The following is a 20,867-nucleotide window of genomic DNA, read 5'->3' as shown; positions in this document are numbered from 1 at the left end:
ATTTCATTGCGCGTATGCGCAATGGGTGTCGATATTTTCTAAACACCACCTCATTTCAATTTTATTCAAATGCGTAATGTTTCAGTTTGTCCGGTATAGTAAAAGTATTTTTCAAGCACTAAAAGTGAGATGATAGATTCTCTTTGTGGATTGAGAAATTGCTCAATATACTGATGCGCATTAGCAATAATCTCTTTTGCTTCATTTGGGTGGGCAATAAAGTATTCGAGCTTTTCTTCTAAATCCGCGTAATTGGGTGCAATTTGCACATAATGCACATTGGGTAAAAGTGTGTCTTCCATAAACCAAGTCTCAAATTTTGGCTTTGGCATAATGCAGAGAGAATTTGAGCTCATCACCCATTTGAGGTTGCTTGCTACATCATTGCCTTCTAGTGAGAGAAGAAATTTGTAGGGCAAGTGTTTAGCAATGCTGACTTTTGGTTTTTGCCATTGCTGATAAATGCTTTTACTGCCGGTATGTCCTAAATCACATAAGTGATGGTTGAAATATTGTTTAAAAAACTCTGTGCGATGGGCTTGATAAATCGCCCCGCGATAAAAAAGCAGGTTTTGTTTTTCTTCAAAATGATAGGGGTCTTTGATAAAAGTAAAATGCCGCACTTTTGCGAGATTAAGTAAGGTCGAGTTAGAATAAGAAGATTCTATCCCCCCCCCCCGCATCACTTTGTAGTTTTTGTGCATAAGATGCAATCGGGCGGGATTTCGTGATAGAAGGTTTAGGGCAGATAAAATTCACATCGCCAAATGCAAAATGTGCCTTGAAGTCTTGGGGAAAATAGCGTGTGTATTCGTAAGTATCAAAAAAATACACGCTTTGTTTGCGGCTAAAACGCAAATAATCAAGACTCTTTGCCTCATCATCAAGACTGACTTTTTCTTTCATTTGGCAGTAATAATCCACGCGTGATTTGATATAGCTAATATCTGCTCTATCCTGCACATTATGGAGAATCTTTTCGCGATTTTTAGGCAAGAAAATACTAGGCACAAGGCTACGCCCGATACCTTTGCAATTGTAGAGAAAATAATTATTTTTCATACGAAATCTTTGAAGTATTCTATTGTTTTACTTAAACCCTCTTTTAGCTCAATGGTAGGCTGCCATTGCAGTTCTTGCTTTGCTAGGGTGATGTCGGGTTGTCGTTGCTTGGGGTCATCTTCAGGCAATGGGTGGAAAGTGATTTTGGATTTGGATTGAGTGAGTTCTATGACAAGCTGGGCTAGTTCTAAAATCGTAAATTCCTTTGGATTCCCAATATTGACAGGCCCATAGAATCCATCAGGGCTATTCATTAGCTTAATCATTCCATTGATGAGGTCATCGACATAGCAAAAACTTCGCGTTTGCTTACCCTCCCCATAAATGCTAATGTCTTCACCTTTGAGTGCTTGAATGATAAAATTGCTTACCACACGCCCATCATTTGGGTGCATACGCGGTCCGTAAGTATTAAAGATTCTCATTACTTTAATGTTGAGATTGTGCTGTCTTTGATAGTCAAAAAAGAGCGTTTCTGCGCATCGTTTGCCCTCATCATAACATGCTCGAATACCGATAGGATTGACACTTCCGCGATAGGATTCTATTTGAGGGTGGATTTCGGGGTCTCCATAGACTTCACTCGTGCTTGCTTGGAGAATCTTTGCTTTTGTGCGTTTTGCAAGTCCTAGCATATTGATTGCACCCATTACAGAGGTTTTGGTCGTTTGCACGGGGTCAAATTGATAATGCACAGGCGAAGCGGGGCAAGCGAGATTGTAAATCTCATCGATTTCCACATACAGCGGGAAAGTTACATCATGGCGCATAAACTCAAAGCGTGGGTGGCTTAGCAGGTGTGCGATATTTGCCTTTGTGCCGGTGAAAAGATTATCCACGCATAGCACTTCATTGCCATGCTCTAAAAGCCTCTCGCATAAATGCGAACCTAAGAATCCAGCCCCACCGGTTACTAGAATTTTTTTACTTTGCATTAAGCCCCCTTACTATGTATTTGGTGTAATTATAGTTAAAAATGATTACAGAATCGCAATAATTATAGCGTATGGGCTTCGTTTATCGCAAATAATGTGGATTCTGTGATAGAGATTAATGAATCTTTATGCTAGAGTTTCCACAAATCCCCAAAATTTTTATCCCATTCTGGAGGATTAAAATGTTCTGTCCCTCCCCCATGTGTGAAGGTAAGCTCACCCACAATGACAGGATTTTGACTAGAATCTGCACAATTTACTTCATATAAATCCACGCGCACATATCCTACTTCCATTTTTTCGCTTAATTTTTGTGCGATTGCTAACATTGTGTTTAGATTCTGTGGTTTTTGTGGTGTGTAATCTGGTGTGGGATAGCCAAAGATAAAGGGCTGTTTCTCCCACTTTTCATTAAAAATCGTCCTTGTGTGATTAGTGAATCTGTCTGTATCAATTTGAATAAAGGTTTGTTTGCCAAAACAATGAAATTTATAGTCATCAGGCACTTCAGGGCTAGTGTTTGTCGTGCTTTGGTCGCTATTTTGAGGTTTTTCTTTGAGTAATAATTCTTCTACAAACACGCGGGGTTCAATATCTTTGTAGTGCCATTCTCTATATAAGGAGTAATAATTTGTCTGCAAGTGTTTTTCGATTTTTTCTTTGGCTGATTTCAGTCGCGCTTCATCTTTTAAAAAAGATTTTTTATCTTCTACAATCACGATACCTCCGCAATCGTGGTTAGTTTTTATCACAAAAGATTGAGGCAATGTGTGAAAATCTATCGCATCAAAATTTTTATAGATTCCATAAAGTTTAGGGAGAAAGGGGCAAACATTTGTCGCAAAAAGGAGAGATTCTAAATCATCAATGGGCTTAAAAAGGAGCGAGGAAGACTTTTGGGAAATATTAGAATCTACTGCCCCCCCCCCCGTTAAAAGCTACATCATTGGGAGTATAGAAATCTTGAAGCATAGAAGCAACATAGATTCTCGCTTTGAGTTTATCGGCTAATGCTGTGTATATTGGTCGTCTGTCGTATAAAACACGATGAATAATCTTTTCGTTAAAGGTTTGAGGTTTTTTGAAATGGGGCGTGTAGCCAAAGATATGTTTATGTCTGCGAGAAAAGTATTGGGTATCGCTTAGATTAGATTCTCTGCGCTCTTTTACTTTAGCGCGCCACGCACGATAAGAAGTATAAGCAGAACTTTGCTTGATAGAGGATTTAAGGGATTTGAGGATATTTGACATTAAAGCTCCTTGTGATGAATATAGGGTGCATTATAACACAATCTCTTGTGGAATACGGAACTTGATTGGCGAGATTCTAGCTGTGCTAAAGATAAAAATCTCACCGATAGGGATTGACAATATAACAGAATCTTAAAGCTAGATTCTGTGGGATTATTGTAGTTTTTCTTTCAATAATTCATTGACGCGTGCGGGATTTGCCCCTTTAGAATTTTTCATCACTTGTCCGACAAAGAATCCAAATAGCTTGTCTTTACCGCTTTTGTATTCTGCGACTTTATCGGAATTGTCGCGTAATACTGCCTCAATAGATTCTAATAAAGCCCCATCGTCATTGACTTGTGCCAATCCCATCGTGTCAATCAGAGAATCTACATCGCCACCTTTTTGCTCTATCAGGACATCAAGGATTTCTTTGCCACTTTTTCCGCTGATTTTGCTCTCATCAATGCGTTTAACAAGCATGGCTAAAGTCTGTGAGGTAATGCCGCAATTTTGTAAATTATTCTCTGCTTTTAATCGTCCTAAAAGCTCCGTTGTAAGCCAAGTAAGCGCACCTTTTGGACTTGCTCCAAATGCAATCATTTCTTCAAAATACAAAGCTCGCTCCAGCTCTCCTATCAGCACGCTTGCATCAGATTCTTTAATGCCAAAATCTTTGATATAACGCGCTTTTTTTTCATCAGGCATTTCGGGTATTTGTCTTCCTTCTTGCATGAGAATCTTGTCAATATGCACAGGCAAAAGGTCAGGGTCAGGAAAATAGCGATAATCAGCTGCCTCTTCTTTGCCACGCATTGAGCGAGTAATGCCTTTTGTGGTGTCAAAAAGACGCGTTTCTTGGACGACTTTTTGGGCATAGTTGCCATTTTCCCATGCTTCTATTTGTCGTTCTACTTCGTATTCAATCGCTTTTTGGATAAACTTAAAGGAGTTGAGATTCTTAATTTCTACGCGGGTGTAGAGTTGAGAATCACCTTTGGGGCGAATAGAGACATTTGCATCACATCGGAAACTTCCTTCTTGCATATTTGCATCAGAGATTCCCAAAAAGCGCACGATTGAGTGAAGTTTTTTAAGATAAGCAATTGCCTCATCGGAGTTTCTCATATCAGGCTCACTGACGATTTCAAGTAAGGGTGTGCAGGCACGATTCAAATCGACTTTAGAATGGTCATTTTCATGAATATTTTTACCCGCATCTTCTTCCATATGAGCGCGCGTAACGCCTATGATTTTGGATTCTCCATTGATTTCTATGCTAATACTCCCACGTCCGACAATGGGAATCTCGTATTGGCTGATTTGGTAAGCTTTAGGTAAATCGGGATAAAAATAATTTTTTCTTGCAAATACGGAGTTTTGATTGATCTCTGCATTGATTGCAGTGCCAAACGCGATTGCTTTTTTGACGACTTCACGATTGAGCACAGGTAAAGCACCCGGAAGCCCTAAGCAAGTGGGACAAATGTTTTTGTTGGGTTCTTCCCCAAAACTTGTCGCACAAGAGCAAAAAATCTTTGTTTTTGTATTGAGCTGGACATGAACTTCAAGACCAATAATTGTTTCAAAAGCTGACATTGGAAATCCTTAATCATCTAAAATGTAAAATTTGGAATACAAAATGCTAGTATAAAGCAAAGCGTATAAAATATTAATAAACCCTTAAAACATTTTTGAATAGAATCCTTTATTTATAAAGAAAAATATCCAAAAAGTCATAAAATGTCGATTATTATCTTTAGGTAACAACTTCCAAAAAACAAATTCAATGCAAATCTATAGAAGGTTAGTGGTGGGAAAAAGGCAATGGCAAAGATGAAAATTGTTTTTTTATTAGTGTTTATTTTTGTCTTAGGTTATGCCGAAGAGCTAGAAATATACGAATCTCATACAGATACTATGCAAAATCAGCTCAATATGTCTAAAGATAAAGAATCTGAAAATAAACCTCATATTGATGAAAAACAAGGTTTGTCCATCGGTGCAGATGTCTATGAGGCAGAGGGTTATTCTGAAATGGAATTATACAAAGGAGGGACTCAAAATGAGTTTGAAGCTCCAATGTCGCGATATGGGATTGGATTTCGTTTGAATTATTCTATACAACCTGTCAAAATATTCAAACTAAGTTTTTTTGTCTCTAATGGTTTAGAAATCAATATGGAGAGAAGAGGTGGGAGAATTAAGGCTTATGATACGATTCAACGTTATGAAGAGAATGCTTATAATTATGGGCAAAGATCAATGACTTATGGGCTTATGAATAGTGTAGGTATGATTATTGCGATAGCAGAACAACATCATATTTCTCTCACACTTAAGCAAACTTATAATTATCAGAATATGTTAGGGTTTTCTATGAATGCGACAGAAAGTTTTGCTTTGAATAACATTGAGACCTCTCAAAATTCTGTTACACAAAATCCTTATTGGCTTACGACACAGATTTTTCTCACTTATTCTTATGTATTTTAGTCTTGCGAATCTGTCAAAGCTTTTGATAAAATCTAAAAAATCAAATATTAAGGGGCAATGATGAATAAAATCAGCGTTTTTGGAGGAGGTGCATGGGGTAGGGCATTGGCTTTTGCCCTTGCAGAAAAAAATGAGGTGAGTATTGTTTCAAGACGCGATATAGGCTCATTGCTCACGCCTTTAAATGAAAAATTACAACAACAAAAGTGTTTGTCAATCAGACAAGTTTCTCATGACAAAGCACTAGATGCAGAATATTTTGTTGTCGCTATTGCGACTTCGGCTTTACGAGGTTGGATAGAATCTGTCAATCTTCCTAAGAATATTAAGATTCTCTCCGCAAGCAAAGGAATAGAAGCTGGTAGCGGTGCATTTGTGAGTGATATTTTAGAAGAATTTATCCCCCACAAGAATATTTGTTATCTTTGCGGACCTAGTTTTGCCTCTGAAGTAGTGCGCTCTTTACCCTGCGCATTGGTGATACATTCGAGAAATCTTGTCCTAAGCCGTGAATTTGGTAGCTTGATGCCTTCATTTATTAAAACTTATGCAAGTCCCGATGTGGTCGGAGGTGAAGTCGCAGGTGCGTATAAAAATGTGATTGCTATTGCGGGGGGGATTTGTGATGGGCTTCAGTTTGGCGCAAATGCAAAGGCTTCTCTATTGGCTAGAGGATTGGTAGAAATGAGTCGGTTTGGGGAATATTTTGGTGCTAAGATGGAGACATTTTTAGGATTATCTGGTGCAGGCGATTTATTTTTGACTTCAAATTCGACAATGTCGCGAAATTATCGTGTAGGATTGGGATTAGCAGAAGGAAAGAAGATTGATTTGATACTCCAAGAATTGGGTGAAGTGGCTGAAGGAGTAATCACTGCTCATGCAATCACACAAATTGGGCAAAGAGAGGGTATTTATACGCCTATCGCAAGAGAGATTGATTTGATTATAGGTGGGAAATGTATGAAAGAAAGTTTGGCGACTTTGATGTATAGCCATAAATAATTTTATGGCTATCGGGTAGCAAATATTTATTTTTTTGCTTTAGCTACTTGGTCTTTTAAACCTTTTCCGGGTCTAAACTTAGGCACATTTTTTTCTTTAGTAGTGTAAGTTTTGTTTGTTCCGGGAACTTTTCCTGATTTAGCTTTTTGAATTGCAGTTTCAAATTTACCAAAGCCAACAAGCTCTACACTTTGTTTTTTAGAAAGTGCTTTAGAAATTGCTTCTGTAAAAGCATTGATTGCTTTTTCAGCATCTTTTTTTGTGTCGTATTCTCCGACTTTTTTAACTAAATCTACAAATTCTGCCTTGTTCATGCAAACTCCTTGTTATTAAAATTTGAACATTCTATTCTATAAATTTTTTGGCTATAAGTCAAGGTATATGCGCATATATTGTGTAAAAAATGCGAAAAAATGCCTATATTCTGTCTTGTTTTGAAAAAAATCAGTCAAGAATTTCTAAAAATTTCTTTGCAGCCTTAATTTGTTCCATATAGATTTGGGTTTGAAGTTGTTTTGATTCTAAGAGATCTTTGGTTTGTTGGATAAGCTCAAGTGCTTGCATTTTTTCTTCCAAAGGGCTAGATTCTAAATCATCAGGCAAATGAGCAATGAGATCAAATGCTTTTTGGTCATCTTGCTCTAAAAGTGCAATCTTGAGTTTATCGAGCCAATTCATCTTGATTAATTTCTCTCCATGCTTCTAAGAGACCTTTAGCGACATTAATAACGGTATCTACTTTGGTCGTATCATTAGTAACATTAGCTTGTGTCAAAAGTTTGATTTGGTGTGTATAAAGCCCCGTAAGATACACAGCTACATCGCCACCTTTATCATAATCAAGCGTATTAAGAAGCTCGGTAAAAATATCTGTTGTGCGATTAATGTAGTAGATTTTTTTCTCGATGTCTTCTGCTTCAATGTATCGTTTGGCTTGAGCAGAGAATCTTAAAATCCCTTCATAAAGCATCTCGATGAGTTTAGCAGGAGATTCTACGGAAACTGAATTTTGTTGGTATAAATTATAAGCATTATTGCCACGCATATTTACTCCTTATTTTTTAGCTACAGATTGGTCAATCATTAATTGCACACTACTGAAAGCATTATTAGTTTTTGAAATCTGCGAATCATAAGCGGCAAATCGTTGCGCCATAATATCATAACGCGTATCCAACTGCTGGATAGCTTTTTTACGATCTTCACGCAACTTTTTGTCATCTTTTGTGAGACTTTCTTCTAAAATCTTGAGTCTTGCATTCCCACCATTCAAGAGTCTGTCAAGTTCTTGATCAAACTTCTTAAAGACACCATCAACCTGCACCTCTTTGAATTCTAATGTTTTTACACTTCCATTGAAAAATTCTTGAGTTCCCTTCGGATCGGCACTAAGAGCCATTTGCAGTTTGCTCACATCAAGGCTCATTCTTCCTTTTTCATCAAGTGCTAATCCGTATTTTGCAAGGCTTTTGATTTCGGTTTCTGTAACGACATTTGTAGAAAATATCCGTGTAAGAGATGGGCGTATCATACGAATATCGCTATTGCCATTAAAGATTCCAGCAATCTTAGAATCTTCATCGTATCGTGTAACTTCATCAAGCTTTAGAGAAAGCTCGTTGTAGGATTCTACAAAATTTTTCACTGATTCTACGATAGCCTCATCGTTGCGAGTGATATTGATGACGGCAGGTTTGTCTGGCGGAGTTGTCGTAAGAAGCTCAATATTAACACCGCTTACAACATCATCAATAGTATTTGTAGGACGTTTCATTGAGATTCCATTATAAGAGAATCTCGCATCTTCTGCACTTTGAACTTTTCGAATTTTAAACAATTCTGATTGTGTTTTTGCATAATCCATAATTGTTCCAGATTTTAAGCCTAAACTTTCCAAAGCTTTTTTACTATCTGCATCGGCATTGGCAAAAATACTTACTTCGCCTGTGTCTGAATTGATAACGAGTTTGCCCTCATCATTGACTTTAGCATAGATTCCGGCAATATTGTTAATCGCTTCAGCAATTACTTTAGCATTTTGGCTTGCTGAATTTTTTTCTTTTGTTAAAGTTGCCAAATCAAGAGGCACACTACCAATAGTGATTGTTCCTTTAATTTTGCCAGCCCCTATGCTCCTTGTAGCTACAATCAAATCTTCTTGAGTGGCTGCTTGATTCTCTGCACTGAATCCTAGATTGCGTGCTTTATTGCCTTCAATCTTGATTGCATAGCCTCTCCTGTCGTTAATAGTGAGCGCATCACTATTAGCTCCACCTATGCCGATATTAATCTCTTCATCAAGCAAACCCTCAAAATCAGCATTGTTTCTAATAGCCTCCATAATGGCATCTTTAAGGCTTTGAGCGTTATCTTGTGATTTGGCATTCGAGCTTGTTCTTGGAAGAGTGATAGAGAGTGTTTTTTCTAGACCCTTCTTGTCTTTAAGAGTGATATTAAAATCCCCATCTTTCAGTTCAATAGCACCTGATGGGACAATATTGCCACTTGCCGTAGAACCGAAATAAACGCGATTTGATTCGCCGGTATCTTTTGAGTTAATCATAAGCTGATAAGGATTTGAGCCACCTGTTTTCATAACGATACCTAATACTTCACCATTTGTAGTATCCGTGATCATTTGAGCGACTTCCCCAAGCTCCATTCCAGCCTTGATGTCAATCTTATAATCTCGTCCTTTGTGATGGAATTTTAAGACAGAATCTTTTTGGCTAAAAACAGATTCACGACTTTCGTATTTTCCTCCCATCTCGTTAATATCTGAAGTTGCTACAGAATCTACATCAATTTTAATATCCTGTGTGGGCACACCATCGGAAATAGTAGCCTTAAGCGCATCACCAATAACATTGCTTGTTCGTCCTAAATAGGTCGAATAATCACCTAATTTACTTGCAGAAGATTTTAAATCTCTTAGAAAAGAAGTGATAGCAACCAATTCGGTTTGTTTTTCAACATTTTCTTCTATTTTTTTATCAATAGGCTTAATATGTGATGCTTCATCAGCCTGTCTTAGTTTGTCAATCACATCATGATTTAAAACTTTACTTCCAAGACCGAGAGAGCTTAATGTGCCAAGTGCCATACTTTATCCTTAATTCTTTAAACAAAATGCCATAATGATTGAATTATCAACCCTGTTTATTAAAAATAACACCAATGACTTCGCGCATTCTTGTCATAAGCTCAATTGCCTCTTTTGAAGGAATCTCACGAATAACTTTATCGGTGTTAGCTTCTTTTACGGTTACCATTAAGCCGGGAATATTTTCTTCGTATGAAAATTTAATGTCTGTATCAATGCGTTTCATTTCGTCATTAAGTTTCTTACTAAGCTCCCTTAGCTCACTTTCAAGCTGCTTTTTATCTTCTCTATCCTGATGTTGTGCGGTTTCTTCTCGCATTTTAATTTCTGTCGGTCTCGCATCTTCGTTGATCAGCTTTCCGCTAGAATTTACCATATTCATCAGTTGATTCTTGATTGCATTCGTGTTTGTATTTGCGCTGTTGATGCCATCAATCATAACTTCCTCCTTGAAATTTTAGACTAAAATCAAAACATATATCGGTTAATTATTATAATTGTTTAATTGAGTTTAATAAATTCTGCAGGGTTGATATGTTTGTCTTTTTGCGTAACTTCAAAACTTAATCTCTCATTGACTTTCCCGATAATCGTGCCTTTTTTAATATTCATACCTGCTTTGATGCTTGATTCTATTTTGTCTAAATAAGCATAAATTGTATGAATTGCATTGATATGTTCTATAATAATGACTTTTTTCAATCCCGGAGCATCTTTAGCATAGACGACTTTTCCATCAAGGACATTTTTAACGCTCGCATTGGGCGATTTAGGATTGAACATAATAGCTGCATTGAAAATTTTGAATTGATACACCGGATCAAAATAAGGTCCAAACTTTTTTTCAATCGTATATCTTTCAAGAGGCGGAAAAGTTTTAGCCCCTTTATAACTGACAATGGGGACATCACGATACGAAGTGCCAAGTTGTTTAGGAGCTTTGATGCTGTTAGGTTTTTTTTGATTATTGATAAAGGCTTGCTGGTTGGTAGCTTTTCCTTGTTGATCACGCTCCTTGATGATGTTTAGCTTTGCAAGAATATCATCAAGACTTTTACGTTCTTTTGCAATGTCTTTGAGTTGTTGGTCATAAACTTTAAGTTCAGTCTGCATTTTTGCGAGAATAGCTTTTTGATTGTCTTTGGCATTTTGGAGGGTTTCTTTGCGGGTAGTTTGCGTTTTGATTGATGTTTGGAGTTGATTAATAGTGCTAGAAATTCGTTTTATTTCATTATTGAGAATGGTTTGCTGAGCATCAAATTTTTTTACTTGCGTTTTTGTATTACGATAGAGAATCTCATAAATATGAAATTCAATGACATCATCAATGGAATCAATCGAAGATTGGTTATTGATAACAGCATTAAATGCAATACTTTGAGTGATTAACTTAATCAATTGTGTTTCAATATTTTGCTTTTGTTTAAGCAAACGATTCTGTTTTTCTTGAGTTTGTTTGAGAGTTTTTTCTTGAGTTTGGTATTTACCTTGATTTTGGGCAATATCTTTTTCTAATTGTGTGATTTTATGCCCAAGTTGCGTGAGCTCGATGTTTTTTGCATTGATAGCTTTGCCCAGCTCATCAAATTTTTTACTAATGGCTTTTTCTTGAGATTGCGTTTTGGCAAGCTTGTCTTTATTAGCGGCAATATCTTTGTCGATATTTGCCTCACATACATTAATGAGGACAAATAAAAGAATCCAGGCATAGCCTCGCATTACAAATCTTTTTGTTTAATAATCACAAAGACCACAGACACAATTGAGACAAGAATGGAAGTGAATAAAAGAATGATAAAATCACTAGCCGTTCTAAAAATATCACTGGTTACCTCAAGCGTTCGTAGGATTTCTTGCATACGATCATATCCCATTAGATAGGCTGTCCCTATGATAATTAAAATGGTTGAAATAATAGAATCTATAAAAGCTAAGCGGAATAAAATCCCATTGCGCATCCACGCAGGTGCGCCCAAAAATGCCATAATCTCCATACGATCACTATGCTCAAATTTCCAAATTTCGATTTGTTTAACCATCAAAATATAGCTTAAAACAGCAATTAAAGAAGCAAAAACAACAATAGAACTTTTGATGATGAGTAAAAGCTTATAAACTTGAGAATGGCTTTTTGTGAAAGATTCGACTTTAGTTACGCCATTGAGTTTTGACAATGTGTTATTGATTTTTTGTAATCTTTCTTCATCAGGGAAAACAGAGAGTTTGAGAGAATAGAAAAAAGGTAATTCTTTTTGGAGTGTCTCGAGGCTCTCCCTGCTTAACTCTTTTTTGAGCTCATTAAGCATATAGTCAGGAGTGATGGTTTTAAGCTCTTTTGCTTCACGGATAAAACTTTCGATTTTATCAATAGTGAGAGGGCTTTTGGAAGCAATCACGATTGAATAGCTGTCAGAGAGTTTGTTTTCGTGTTTTGTTACGGCACGATTGACAAGCATAATACTTTCCAAGCTAAAAAGTAGGGCTAAAAGGGGAATAATCAATGCCAAGTGTCTTTTAAGCAAATTCATACACAACTCCTTCTTCAATGTGTAATCGCCGATAGGGAATATTCAGTCGATCAGGCATACGGTGTGTAACGACAACCACGGTGATACCGAGCTGTTCATTAACGCCTTTGAGCAGATTCCATATCAATTCACTTGAATAATCATCGAGGTTACCCGTAGGCTCATCAGCGAGGATAATAGTAGGATTATGTGCTACTGCTCTTGCCATTGCTACGCGTTGCTGCTCACCCCCGCTAAGTTCTAAAGGAAACTTATTAGCTTTGTGTGAAAGTTTGATATGCACAAGAAGCTTTTCTACCTGTGATTTGCATACTTCTTTTTTGTAGCCATTAATGATCATGGGCAACATAACATTTTTTTCGATATTCCATTCTTTGATCAGTTTATAATCCTGAAAGACAATCCCAATACTGCGGCGTAAAAAATTAATGCGGTTTTTTGAGGCTTTTTGCATATTGAGACCATAGACATTCAGATGTCCGCTTTTGACACCGAGATAGCCATAAAAAGAGCTAAGAATTGTGCTTTTTCCGCTCCCTGAAGCACCTGTGATAAACACAAATTCTTTTGCGTTGATACTAAAGGTTGCGTCTTTAATGACAATTTCATCACTATAGCCCAAATTGAGATTCTTTGCTTCAATAATTGCACCCAATTTTCACTCCTTCATTAAAATTTTCTTTAAGTATTGGTGAGCCTTTACGGCTGCATTTGTAGGGATAGGATCACCCCCGACATACCATGATTTTGTCTCATCTTCTCGAAATTCGATGTGTAAAAATTTGTTTTGAGGCTGATTAAAATCCCCAAAACATAGCATTAAAACATAAATATTATGAGCCTTATAGAGACTATCAATGTGTAAAAACCAATCTTTTTCTAAGATTTTACTCGGATAGTTTATATAATTATCCAAATTTTTTCTTAGAATCTTATCAAAGTGGAAGGTTTTTTGTATATTTTGTGTATTTTTTGTAGGGGTATTGTCTATTGATGTATTTTTAAAGATTTGGAGATCAAAAATGTTTTTACATTGTCTTTTCCATCTTGCTTCGTATTTGCTCACGACAGAAGCTTGTTGGTTTTTATATATGTGCATTTTAAGAGAATCGAGGCGAAGGGCAATGTGAAGTGAATCTGTAAAATATTGCTCATCATCACTTCTTAAATGTAGCATTCCATTGGGTTGAAGCACCCTTAAGGCTTGCTGTAAAAATATTTCTGAAAAAACGCGTCTATGGGGTTTTTTATGCCATGGCACAGGGAAATGTATATAAATAGCTTGAGCAAGATTATCGGGCATAATTTCAAGCAAGATTCTCGCATCGCAATTGATAATATAAAGATTATTGAGATTCTCAATCTGAATCTGTCGCAGAATCTGCTCAATTGAAGGTGTGTGAATCTCAATGCCAACGCAAATAGTGTGAGGATTTTCTTTTGCAAGATGCAGTAAATGTCTGCCCGAACCAAATCCAATTTCAAGGATAAAAGATTCTGTAAAATTTGTAAAAAATGCAATTGATTTGAGATAATCAGACTGGAGATTCTGACGAATACTATTGTTGTTGAGATTATGAGAAATAACGCTTTCTTGGGTATCACACAGAATCTTTAACGCATTCTTGATAATACCTGTGGGCTTGATTCTCGTATTTTTCTCACATTTGAGAATCTCATTGTGTTGAGAATCGTTGCGTTGCACTTTGCGTAAGTAAAACTCTTGATCATCAAAACGCACGAGAATCAAGGATTGTTTATCATCACCATATTTTTTGGCTTCATAGACAAAGTGATAATCTCCTATTGTGCAAGGTAAGGGAGGTATAACAATATGAGGTGCAAGAAAATGTGGCATTATGGCTCAAGGGATAATTCAATTTCTTGAGAAGGAGCAGATTCTATTTCATGCTCATCAACACTCACGACACTATAGAGATATTTTTTATTAGGCTGCATCTCTTTATCGATAAAAAAAGTATCTGTAATGTCTGTGAAACGCAAAGCTTGTTTCCATAGTTGTTTTTCTTTGCGATAAATTGCGTAATATTTAACGCGCTCATCACTCGAAGCTTTCCATTGAAGATGTGCTTGCTGGTTTTGCATTTTTCCCTCAAACATTGTAGGAGCTTTGGGTGGATTCAGACTTGAACCTTGAGGCGGATAACTGCTCCATTTTCCCTCAAGTTCATTTTCTCCAAGTAATACGACTTGATAGATATAACTTTCTCCATCTTCTTTAAGCTTGTGTGTATAAGAAGTTTGGGTTGTTGTAGCTAAGTTTTTAAAATCTTTGCCATTTTTAGAATACAGAATCTTGTAACGCTTAGTTTTCACACCTTGCGCATCAGGTGCTTCGTCCCATGTGATTTTGATTGTTTTTGGGAGATTTGTAGTGGCTTGAATGTTGGCGATAGGATTAGGTTGCTGTATGGTCGTAACACTGACACTTTGAGAGGGTTTAGCACGGACACCTTCGTAACTTTTCGCAACAATACGATAGGTGTAGGTAACTCCATCTTTAAGATCTGTATCGAAATATTCCACACTCAAGCGATGAGGAATGGTTTCGATTGTTTTAAATTCTCCTGCACTATCAAGACGTTCGACCAAATAAGATTTGATACTAGGATTTGGGTGCGGAGACCAAATGAGTTTAATTGTTTTGGGACGATTATTGATTGCAAAAACACTCTCTACCGGATCAATATAAGAGGTCTGAATCGGGATAGGATTGCTTTTAGGAGAAATAGTGTTATTTGCTCCAAGTGTTGCAAAGGCGTAAGTGTATTTGGTTTGTGGCTTAAGTTTTGTATCAGAATAATGTGTAGAAAAAGGATTTTTGATGGTTGCGATTTTTTGTAATGTTTCGTCTTTGTTGTTTTGAGCACGATAAATCACGAAGCCTTTGATACGAGAATCTGCGATTGACTTCCATTCAAAGCCTACCGATGAGACATCTATGAGTGTATTGACAGAATCTAAAGATGGTAACGAAGCATCTTCTTGTGGTGTTTTGCCAAGTGATGATAAAGTAGCGCAAGATTCAAGAGAGAACATCAAAAGAGCGCATAATGCGATCTGTTTCCAACATTTCTGTAATATCCTTACAGCCATTGAAGTCCTTTGTGAAATGAGTTTGTATAAATTCTAGCATATCTGTTAAAATAGGAGCTTTAAAAAACATTTTTTGCGAAGTTTTGGGGTGATTGAGATATAAAATATAAGCATGAAGCAAGATTCTGTTTTGATAGAAAAATGTTTTTGCAGAGGGTTTATAGCCATAAAGCGTATCTCCTAAAATGTGCCGCGAGAGACTCTCAAGATGAACGCGTATCTGATGTGTGCGTCCTGTGTGTAGTTTGACTGCTATTAACTCAAGTGCGCCATTGTCAGAAGTCGCAAGTTTTACCATAGAGCTTTTTGAATAACGAATGCCTTTGGGGATATGAGTGTGTGTGGTGTTTGTGATGTCAGATTCTGTAAAGGGCATGGGAATGTGAATCTTGCTCATTTTGAGGCGATTATGAGGAGAGCGTCCCATGAAACATTCAATATCTTGATGATTTTTTAGTGGGGTGTCAATAATAGCAAGGTAATAACGACCCATTTCTCTTGTCTTAAGTGTGTGGGAAAGATTCTGATAAGCAAGAGGTGTTTTAGCAATCGCCAAAGCCCCGCTAGTCTGCTTATCAAGCCGATGCACAATACCATAACGCTCATTCCCGCTTAAAGTATGGAATCGGTAAGAATGAAATTTGAGCCAATCTACAAGGGTGGATTCTTTGACACTAGGAGCTTCGTGAATTACTAAATGTGGGGGTTTATTAATAATCAAAATATCTTCATCTTCATAAATAATACTAATAGCAAATTTTTCATCATCAACACAAAAAGCAGTATTTTTGTCTGCAGATTCTACAGATTCTGTCGTGGGTGATAAAATCGTGATAGTGTCGTTAAGCCCGATAGTATAGCCGTTTTTATTGCAGATTTTCCCATTGACGAGCACAAAGTGATTTTTAATCAGATTCTGAATCTGGTTTTTGCTACTTTGTAATTTGAGACTTAGATAAGAATCAAGTCGCATTTTGCTATTCGTTAAGTCATTCTCTGTTATAATAAGATTCTGCATATTTTGTATGTCCTAAATACTTATAAATTTAAAGATATAGAATCGATTGTTTTAAGGAAAAATAGTGATTGACCGGCGTATTTTAGCACACTTTGATTATATTTTATTACTCTTTGTGATTCCTTTAGTGGGTATTTCGCTTTTTCTTATCCACGAATTAGATCCTGTGCTTTTTGCTAAGCAAGTAAAATATATCAGCTTGGCTTGTGGTTTGGTCATTTTTTTATTTTTTGTTCCTTTTAGAAAGCTTAATACGCTTATTATGGCACTTTATGCGATTTGTTTGGTGCTTTTGGTGTTGGTGCATTTTATAGGGACACAAAAACTCGGTGCGCAACGTTGGGTGGATATTCCTTTTACAAATTTTTCTATTCAGCCTAGTGAAATTATGAAAACTTCTTTGATGCTTCTTTTGGCATCATATATTGCTAACAATCCTCCGCCTAAAGATGGCTATGGATTCAAAGAATTTGTTGTTATTAGTATTGGGATTCTTATACCTTTTCTGATTATCCTTAAAGAGCCGGATTTGGGCACGGCAATGGTGGTTTTACTCACAGGATTTGGCACACTTTTTTTGATTGGTGTGAATAAAAAAATTTGGATTTCTTTAGCACTGATTGTTGTGGTTTTAGCACCGGTGATGTATGTAGTCGATCCGCTTAAGGATTATCAAAAAAAACGCATTATGGACTTTGTTTCCGATAAATCTCCCTATCAAGTCAATCAAGCTTTAATTGCCATTGGAGCAAGCGGATTGGTTGGTAAATCCAAAGAAAATGCTACACAATCGCAGTCTCGATTTTTGCCTTATGCAAATACTGATTTTATTTTTGCGTATTTTGTCGAACGTTTTGGATTTTTAGGTGCGTTAGGCTTGTTGGCGTGGTTCTTTTTTATGATTGTGCATATTTTAAGCTTAGGTTTTGCATATGGGAAAGATTATTTTTTACGCGTAGTGGCGAGTTATATTGCTATATTGCTTTTTTTGTATGTAGGAATCAATATTTGTATGGTTATAGGGTTAGCTCCTGTGGTTGGGATTCCCTTACCTTTGGTAAGTTATGGAGGGACAAGTTTTGTAACCTTTATGACACTTTTTACAATCTTAGAAAACATTCTTGCCTTTAGGTTTGTTTTTGAGTATAATTCCAACTCGAATAAGCGGGGACCTTTAGCTCAGCTGGTCAGAGCACTCGGCTCATAACCGATTGGTCGCAGGTTCAAATCCTGCAAGGTCCACCATAAAAACTTTTAAGAGTATTACTTAATCATCAATATTAAAAAATCAAGACTTAATCTTTTAAAGGTTGAGTCTTGATGATATTTCTGTGATTTTTTAGAATCTCCAAAACATTATTTTGCTGTTTTTATTTCGATGAATATTAACAAAAGAGCCTTTTTAGATTGGCTTTTTGTGCTATAATAACCCTTATACTTAAAAAATATTAAAACATTTAAAAGGTTTGGCTTTAATGATTACTTGGATGCAAAAGCATAAAAAGTGGTTGGTAATTACAATTTGGATCAGTGCTATTGCTTTTATTGGTGCTGGAATGGTGAATTGGGGTTCTTATGGTTTTGGTTCAAGTAACGATAAAGTTGCCACTGTGGGACATATCGATATACATTTTGCAGAATATCAACGCGCTTATAATGAAGTCTATAATGAATATTCGCGCATACCGCAGCTTGGAGGTATTTTAGATGAGGCGCAAGCTAAGCAGCTCGGTTTGCCTAAAATTGCTTTACAAAGACTAATCCAGCAGACACAATTGCTTAATTTTGCACAAGATTTGGGTTTGGAAGTCAGTGATCAAGAAGTTAGCAATGAAATTATTAATGCTAATGTCTATGTCGATGATCAAGGACGATTCAGTAGCGAAATTTATAAACAATCTCTCCGTGATCGTCAGATGCGCACTGATGAGTTTGAGGAGAGCATACGCAAAGTTTTACTGATACAAAAGTTACTTGGTGTAATGAATCTCAATACCGAGCAGCCTCTTGTGCATATTACACCACTTGAAGTTTCCTCTCTAAAAATGGCTTCTTCAATTTATGATAGATTAATGGTAGGAATAATCCCTACTAGCCAAATATCTTTTGATGTCAAAGAAGATGAGGTAAAGGAGTTTTGGTTAAAGAATGCAAGTCAATGGAAGACTCCTATGGCTTTTCATGTCGAATATATCCTTGTCCCCTATAGTGAGCAGAATCCACAAGAGGAAGAGCTTCTAGAGCATTACAATGATTTCAAGACCGACTATTTCAATGAAGATGGGCATTTGATGAGCTTCGATGAAGCAAAAGATCTCGTATTGAGAGATGTTCAAAAAAGCAAGGCTGAAAGTGTGGCAAAGCGAGAATATATTGCTTTGCGTGATGGCAAGAAAAAAGGCGAGGAAACTCATTTTGATGAAAATGATCACTATTTTATTAAAAATGGTGTAGATTTGGTAGTCGCAGATATGAAGGTTGCTCAAAAAGGACAGACGCTCCGACCAATCGAGGCAGATAAGGGTTATGTAACTTTGAAGATTCTTGATAAAACAGAGAGTGTGGATAAAAGTTTTGATGAAGCGAGAAACGAGGTAAATGAGGCATTTAAAAAATATAAGAGACATCAAGAATTGATTAAGATTGCGCAAGAAAGTATCTCCACATTTAAGGGCAAAGATATTGGGTTTGTGAATAAGTATTATAATGGCACAATTGAAAATCTAGATACGACACAAAAAGCACATTTTCTTAATCAAGTTTTTAGCAGCAATCAAAAAGAAGGATATGTGCTTTTTGAAGATAAAGCTGTGATGTATCGTATTTTGGAGCAAGCAGTGATGCCTTTACAAGCGGTTGATTTTGATGTAGTAGCTAAAAATGTGAAATACGGTATAATAGCCGAGACATTAATGGTCTATTTAGGTAAACGTTATAAAACCACAATGTATATAGATTTGGATAAGTGAGGTATAAGCAGTGAATCAGACCATATTAGGCATTGATATTGGTTCTACCAAAATTTGTTCGATCATTGCAGATATTAAAGATGGTGTTCCTTATATTATAGGCACAGGTTTTCATAAAGCTGAAGGAATCAGAAAGGGTTCTATCACAAACATTGAGCAAGCTTCGCAAGCCATTAGAAATTCTGTAAATGATGCCAAGCGCGTGGCAGGGACAAATGTAGAAAAGGCTATTGTATCACTATCTGGTGCTTATACAAAAAGCCTAAGATCTTCAGCAGTGGCAAATGTGCCTAACAATGAGATTGGATTAAAAGAAATTAATCGTGCAATGCAATCAGCCATTTATAATGCCCTTATTCCCGATGATCACACCTTGATTCACGCATTGCCTTATGAATTTAGGCTTGACGATCAGAATCCCGCAGAAGATCCAATGGGTATGAGCGCATCGCGTTTAGAGGTATTTGTGCATATTATAACAGCTAAAAAAGCGGCATTAGAGAATCTAAAGAAAGCTGTGCGTTCAAGCGGTATAGAGATTGACAATATCGTTTTAAGTGCTTATGCTTCATCTATCGCTGTTTTAACGAATGAAGAAAAAGATTTGGGTGTAGCGTGTATTGATATGGGCGGGCAGACTTGTGATTTAATGATTCATAATGGTTATTCAATGCGTTATAGTGATTTTCTTAGCGTGGGTTCTAATAATATCACGATTGACTTAGCTACGGCTCTTAATACACACCCAAGCACTGCAGAAAAGATTAAGACAGATTATGGTAAATTAATCTTGAGTGATGAGGACAAGGATAAAGCTTTGGAGATTCCTATTATGGCAAATGAATCTGCTACAAATAAAGTCAATCTTGAAATTATACATACCGTGATTTCCGCGAGAGTGGAAGAAACTTTATTACTTTTGGCAAAGAGTATCGAAAAAAGTGGTTTGAGAGAAAAGATTGGCGCAGGTATTACCCTAACTGGGGGTATGGCAAATCTTGAAGGAATGCAAGAATTTGCATCAAGCATATTCCGTAAGCCGGTGAGAATCTCAAAGCCTGTTTCTATAGATGGGCTTTTTGACGGATTAAAAGGGACGCATAGTGCTACTGCAATAGGCTTGATACTTCATGGTGCTGGACAACATACGAATTATGAAATGGATTGTGAAAAGAAGATGCGCTACCGAAAGAGTAATCTTGTTGCAGACACAAATGGTATAGGTAATATTGAGCTATCAAAAGAACATAATGTGCAAGATATTGCAATAACGACACAAAATGCTCCTCATATTATTCACAAAAGTGATCTTTCACAGATTAAGACTTCTGATGGGGATAGGCATGACAATATATTCATTAGATTCTGGAAATGGCTTAGCCAACTATTTTAAAGGATAAG

At 36.7% G+C, this 20,867-nt stretch carries 22 protein-coding genes and 1 tRNA gene; 6 read left to right on the top strand and 17 right to left on the bottom strand.

Annotation, left to right across the window (positions count from 1 at the left end; all coding sequences use genetic code 11):
• Positions 1-65: 65 nt before the first annotated feature.
• The 6 genes from LS68_RS09865 to gatB form a co-directional block, all read right to left on the bottom strand.
• Positions 66-704: a glycosyltransferase family 90 protein gene (locus tag LS68_RS09865; protein ID WP_241993720.1), complete on the bottom strand. Its 639-nt coding sequence runs from the start codon at positions 702-704 to the stop codon at positions 66-68.
• Positions 649-1,062 (bottom strand): hypothetical protein, encoded by a 414-nt coding sequence (locus LS68_RS09860; RefSeq protein ID WP_241993719.1) that lies wholly within the window; start codon positions 1,060-1,062, stop codon positions 649-651. Before LS68_RS09860 ends, LS68_RS09865 begins: the two co-directional genes overlap by 56 nt.
• Positions 1,059-1,997: a UDP-glucuronic acid decarboxylase family protein gene (locus LS68_RS08415; RefSeq protein ID WP_034369813.1), complete on the bottom strand. Its 939-nt coding sequence runs from the start codon at positions 1,995-1,997 to the stop codon at positions 1,059-1,061. The genes LS68_RS09860 and LS68_RS08415 overlap by 4 nt, the downstream gene beginning before the upstream one ends.
• A gap of 131 nt (positions 1,998-2,128) precedes the next feature.
• Positions 2,129-2,749 carry an ATP-grasp fold amidoligase family protein gene (locus tag LS68_RS08410; RefSeq protein WP_241993727.1) on the bottom strand — a complete coding sequence of 207 codons (621 nt, stop codon included), beginning with the start codon at positions 2,747-2,749 and terminating at the stop codon, positions 2,129-2,131.
• 154 nt (positions 2,750-2,903) lie between these two features.
• The gene (locus tag LS68_RS08405) at positions 2,904-3,248 is read right to left on the bottom strand and encodes a hypothetical protein (protein WP_034369815.1); all 345 of its coding nucleotides are present in this window, start codon (positions 3,246-3,248) and stop codon (positions 2,904-2,906) included.
• A 153-nt stretch (positions 3,249-3,401) separates the two neighbouring features.
• Entirely contained in the window at positions 3,402-4,829 is a 1,428-nt protein-coding gene (gene gatB, locus LS68_RS08400) for an Asp-tRNA(Asn)/Glu-tRNA(Gln) amidotransferase subunit GatB (RefSeq protein ID WP_034369817.1), read from the bottom strand.
• Positions 4,830-5,066: 237 nt separating this feature from the next.
• Here gatB and LS68_RS08395 point away from each other — a divergent pair, with 237 nt between their 5' ends.
• Positions 5,067-5,726, top strand: coding sequence for a hypothetical protein (locus LS68_RS08395; protein WP_034369819.1), 660 nt, complete (start codon positions 5,067-5,069; stop codon positions 5,724-5,726).
• 60 nt (positions 5,727-5,786) lie between these two features.
• Entirely contained in the window at positions 5,787-6,731 is a 945-nt protein-coding gene (locus LS68_RS08390; protein ID WP_034369821.1) for an NAD(P)H-dependent glycerol-3-phosphate dehydrogenase, read from the top strand.
• A 26-nt stretch (positions 6,732-6,757) separates the two neighbouring features.
• Here LS68_RS08390 and LS68_RS08385 read toward each other — a convergent pair whose 3' ends face one another.
• From LS68_RS08385 to LS68_RS08335, 11 genes are all read right to left on the bottom strand, one after another.
• Positions 6,758-7,045: an HU family DNA-binding protein gene (locus LS68_RS08385; RefSeq protein ID WP_034369824.1), complete on the bottom strand. Its 288-nt coding sequence runs from the start codon at positions 7,043-7,045 to the stop codon at positions 6,758-6,760.
• Positions 7,046-7,175: 130 nt separating this feature from the next.
• On the bottom strand, positions 7,176-7,409 hold the full coding sequence (locus tag LS68_RS08380; RefSeq protein ID WP_034369826.1) for a hypothetical protein: 234 nt from the start codon (positions 7,407-7,409) through the stop codon (positions 7,176-7,178).
• Positions 7,393-7,776: a flagellar export chaperone FliS gene (gene fliS / locus LS68_RS08375; RefSeq protein ID WP_034369828.1), complete on the bottom strand. Its 384-nt coding sequence runs from the start codon at positions 7,774-7,776 to the stop codon at positions 7,393-7,395. Before fliS ends, LS68_RS08380 begins: the two co-directional genes overlap by 17 nt.
• 9 nt (positions 7,777-7,785) lie before the next feature.
• Positions 7,786-9,834, bottom strand: a complete 2,049-nt coding sequence (gene fliD, locus LS68_RS08370) for a flagellar filament capping protein FliD (RefSeq protein ID WP_034369830.1) — start codon at positions 9,832-9,834, stop codon at positions 7,786-7,788.
• 46 nt (positions 9,835-9,880) lie between these two features.
• On the bottom strand, positions 9,881-10,273 hold the full coding sequence (locus LS68_RS08365) for a FlaG family protein (RefSeq protein ID WP_034369832.1): 393 nt from the start codon (positions 10,271-10,273) through the stop codon (positions 9,881-9,883).
• Positions 10,274-10,335: 62 nt separating this feature from the next.
• Positions 10,336-11,553, bottom strand: a complete 1,218-nt coding sequence (locus LS68_RS08360; RefSeq protein WP_034369834.1) for a peptidoglycan DD-metalloendopeptidase family protein — start codon at positions 11,551-11,553, stop codon at positions 10,336-10,338.
• Positions 11,553-12,362, bottom strand: a complete 810-nt coding sequence (locus LS68_RS08355; protein ID WP_034369837.1) for a hypothetical protein — start codon at positions 12,360-12,362, stop codon at positions 11,553-11,555. The genes LS68_RS08360 and LS68_RS08355 overlap by 1 nt, the downstream gene beginning before the upstream one ends.
• Positions 12,349-13,017, bottom strand: coding sequence for an ABC transporter ATP-binding protein (locus LS68_RS08350; RefSeq protein ID WP_034369839.1), 669 nt, complete (start codon positions 13,015-13,017; stop codon positions 12,349-12,351). Before LS68_RS08350 ends, LS68_RS08355 begins: the two co-directional genes overlap by 14 nt.
• Positions 13,018-13,020: 3 nt before the next feature.
• Positions 13,021-14,220: a tRNA (guanosine(46)-N7)-methyltransferase TrmB gene (gene trmB, locus LS68_RS08345; RefSeq protein WP_034369841.1), complete on the bottom strand. Its 1,200-nt coding sequence runs from the start codon at positions 14,218-14,220 to the stop codon at positions 13,021-13,023.
• A complete protein-coding gene (locus LS68_RS08340) occupies positions 14,220-15,422 on the bottom strand; it encodes a hypothetical protein (RefSeq protein ID WP_241993726.1) in 1,203 nt (400 codons plus the stop codon). Before LS68_RS08340 ends, trmB begins: the two co-directional genes overlap by 1 nt.
• On the bottom strand, positions 15,409-16,497 hold the full coding sequence (locus LS68_RS08335) for an RluA family pseudouridine synthase (RefSeq protein ID WP_034369845.1): 1,089 nt from the start codon (positions 16,495-16,497) through the stop codon (positions 15,409-15,411). Before LS68_RS08335 ends, LS68_RS08340 begins: the two co-directional genes overlap by 14 nt.
• Before the next feature lie 64 nt (positions 16,498-16,561).
• On the opposite strand from LS68_RS08335, the gene LS68_RS08330 reads away from it, so the two are divergent.
• The 4 genes from LS68_RS08330 (at position 16,562) to ftsA (ending at position 20,859) form a co-directional block, all read left to right on the top strand.
• Positions 16,562-17,704 carry an FtsW/RodA/SpoVE family cell cycle protein gene (locus tag LS68_RS08330; protein ID WP_081950918.1) on the top strand — a complete coding sequence of 381 codons (1,143 nt, stop codon included), beginning with the start codon at positions 16,562-16,564 and terminating at the stop codon, positions 17,702-17,704.
• A tRNA-Ile gene (locus tag LS68_RS08325) sits at positions 17,666-17,742 on the top strand. Before LS68_RS08330 ends, LS68_RS08325 begins: the two co-directional genes overlap by 39 nt.
• A gap of 230 nt (positions 17,743-17,972) precedes the next feature.
• Positions 17,973-19,466, top strand: a complete 1,494-nt coding sequence (locus LS68_RS08320) for a peptidylprolyl isomerase (protein WP_034369847.1) — start codon at positions 17,973-17,975, stop codon at positions 19,464-19,466.
• A 10-nt stretch (positions 19,467-19,476) separates the two neighbouring features.
• Entirely contained in the window at positions 19,477-20,859 is a 1,383-nt protein-coding gene (gene ftsA / locus LS68_RS08315; RefSeq protein WP_034369849.1) for a cell division protein FtsA, read from the top strand.
• The last annotated feature ends 8 nt before the right edge of the window (positions 20,860-20,867 follow it).

The sequence above is a fragment of the Helicobacter sp. MIT 05-5293 genome, from assembly GCF_000765665.2.
Taxonomy (GTDB): Bacteria; Campylobacterota; Campylobacteria; order Campylobacterales; family Helicobacteraceae; genus Helicobacter_C.
Note: the sequence above shows the minus strand (reverse complement) of the source record. Positions and strands in the feature narration are given on the sequence as shown.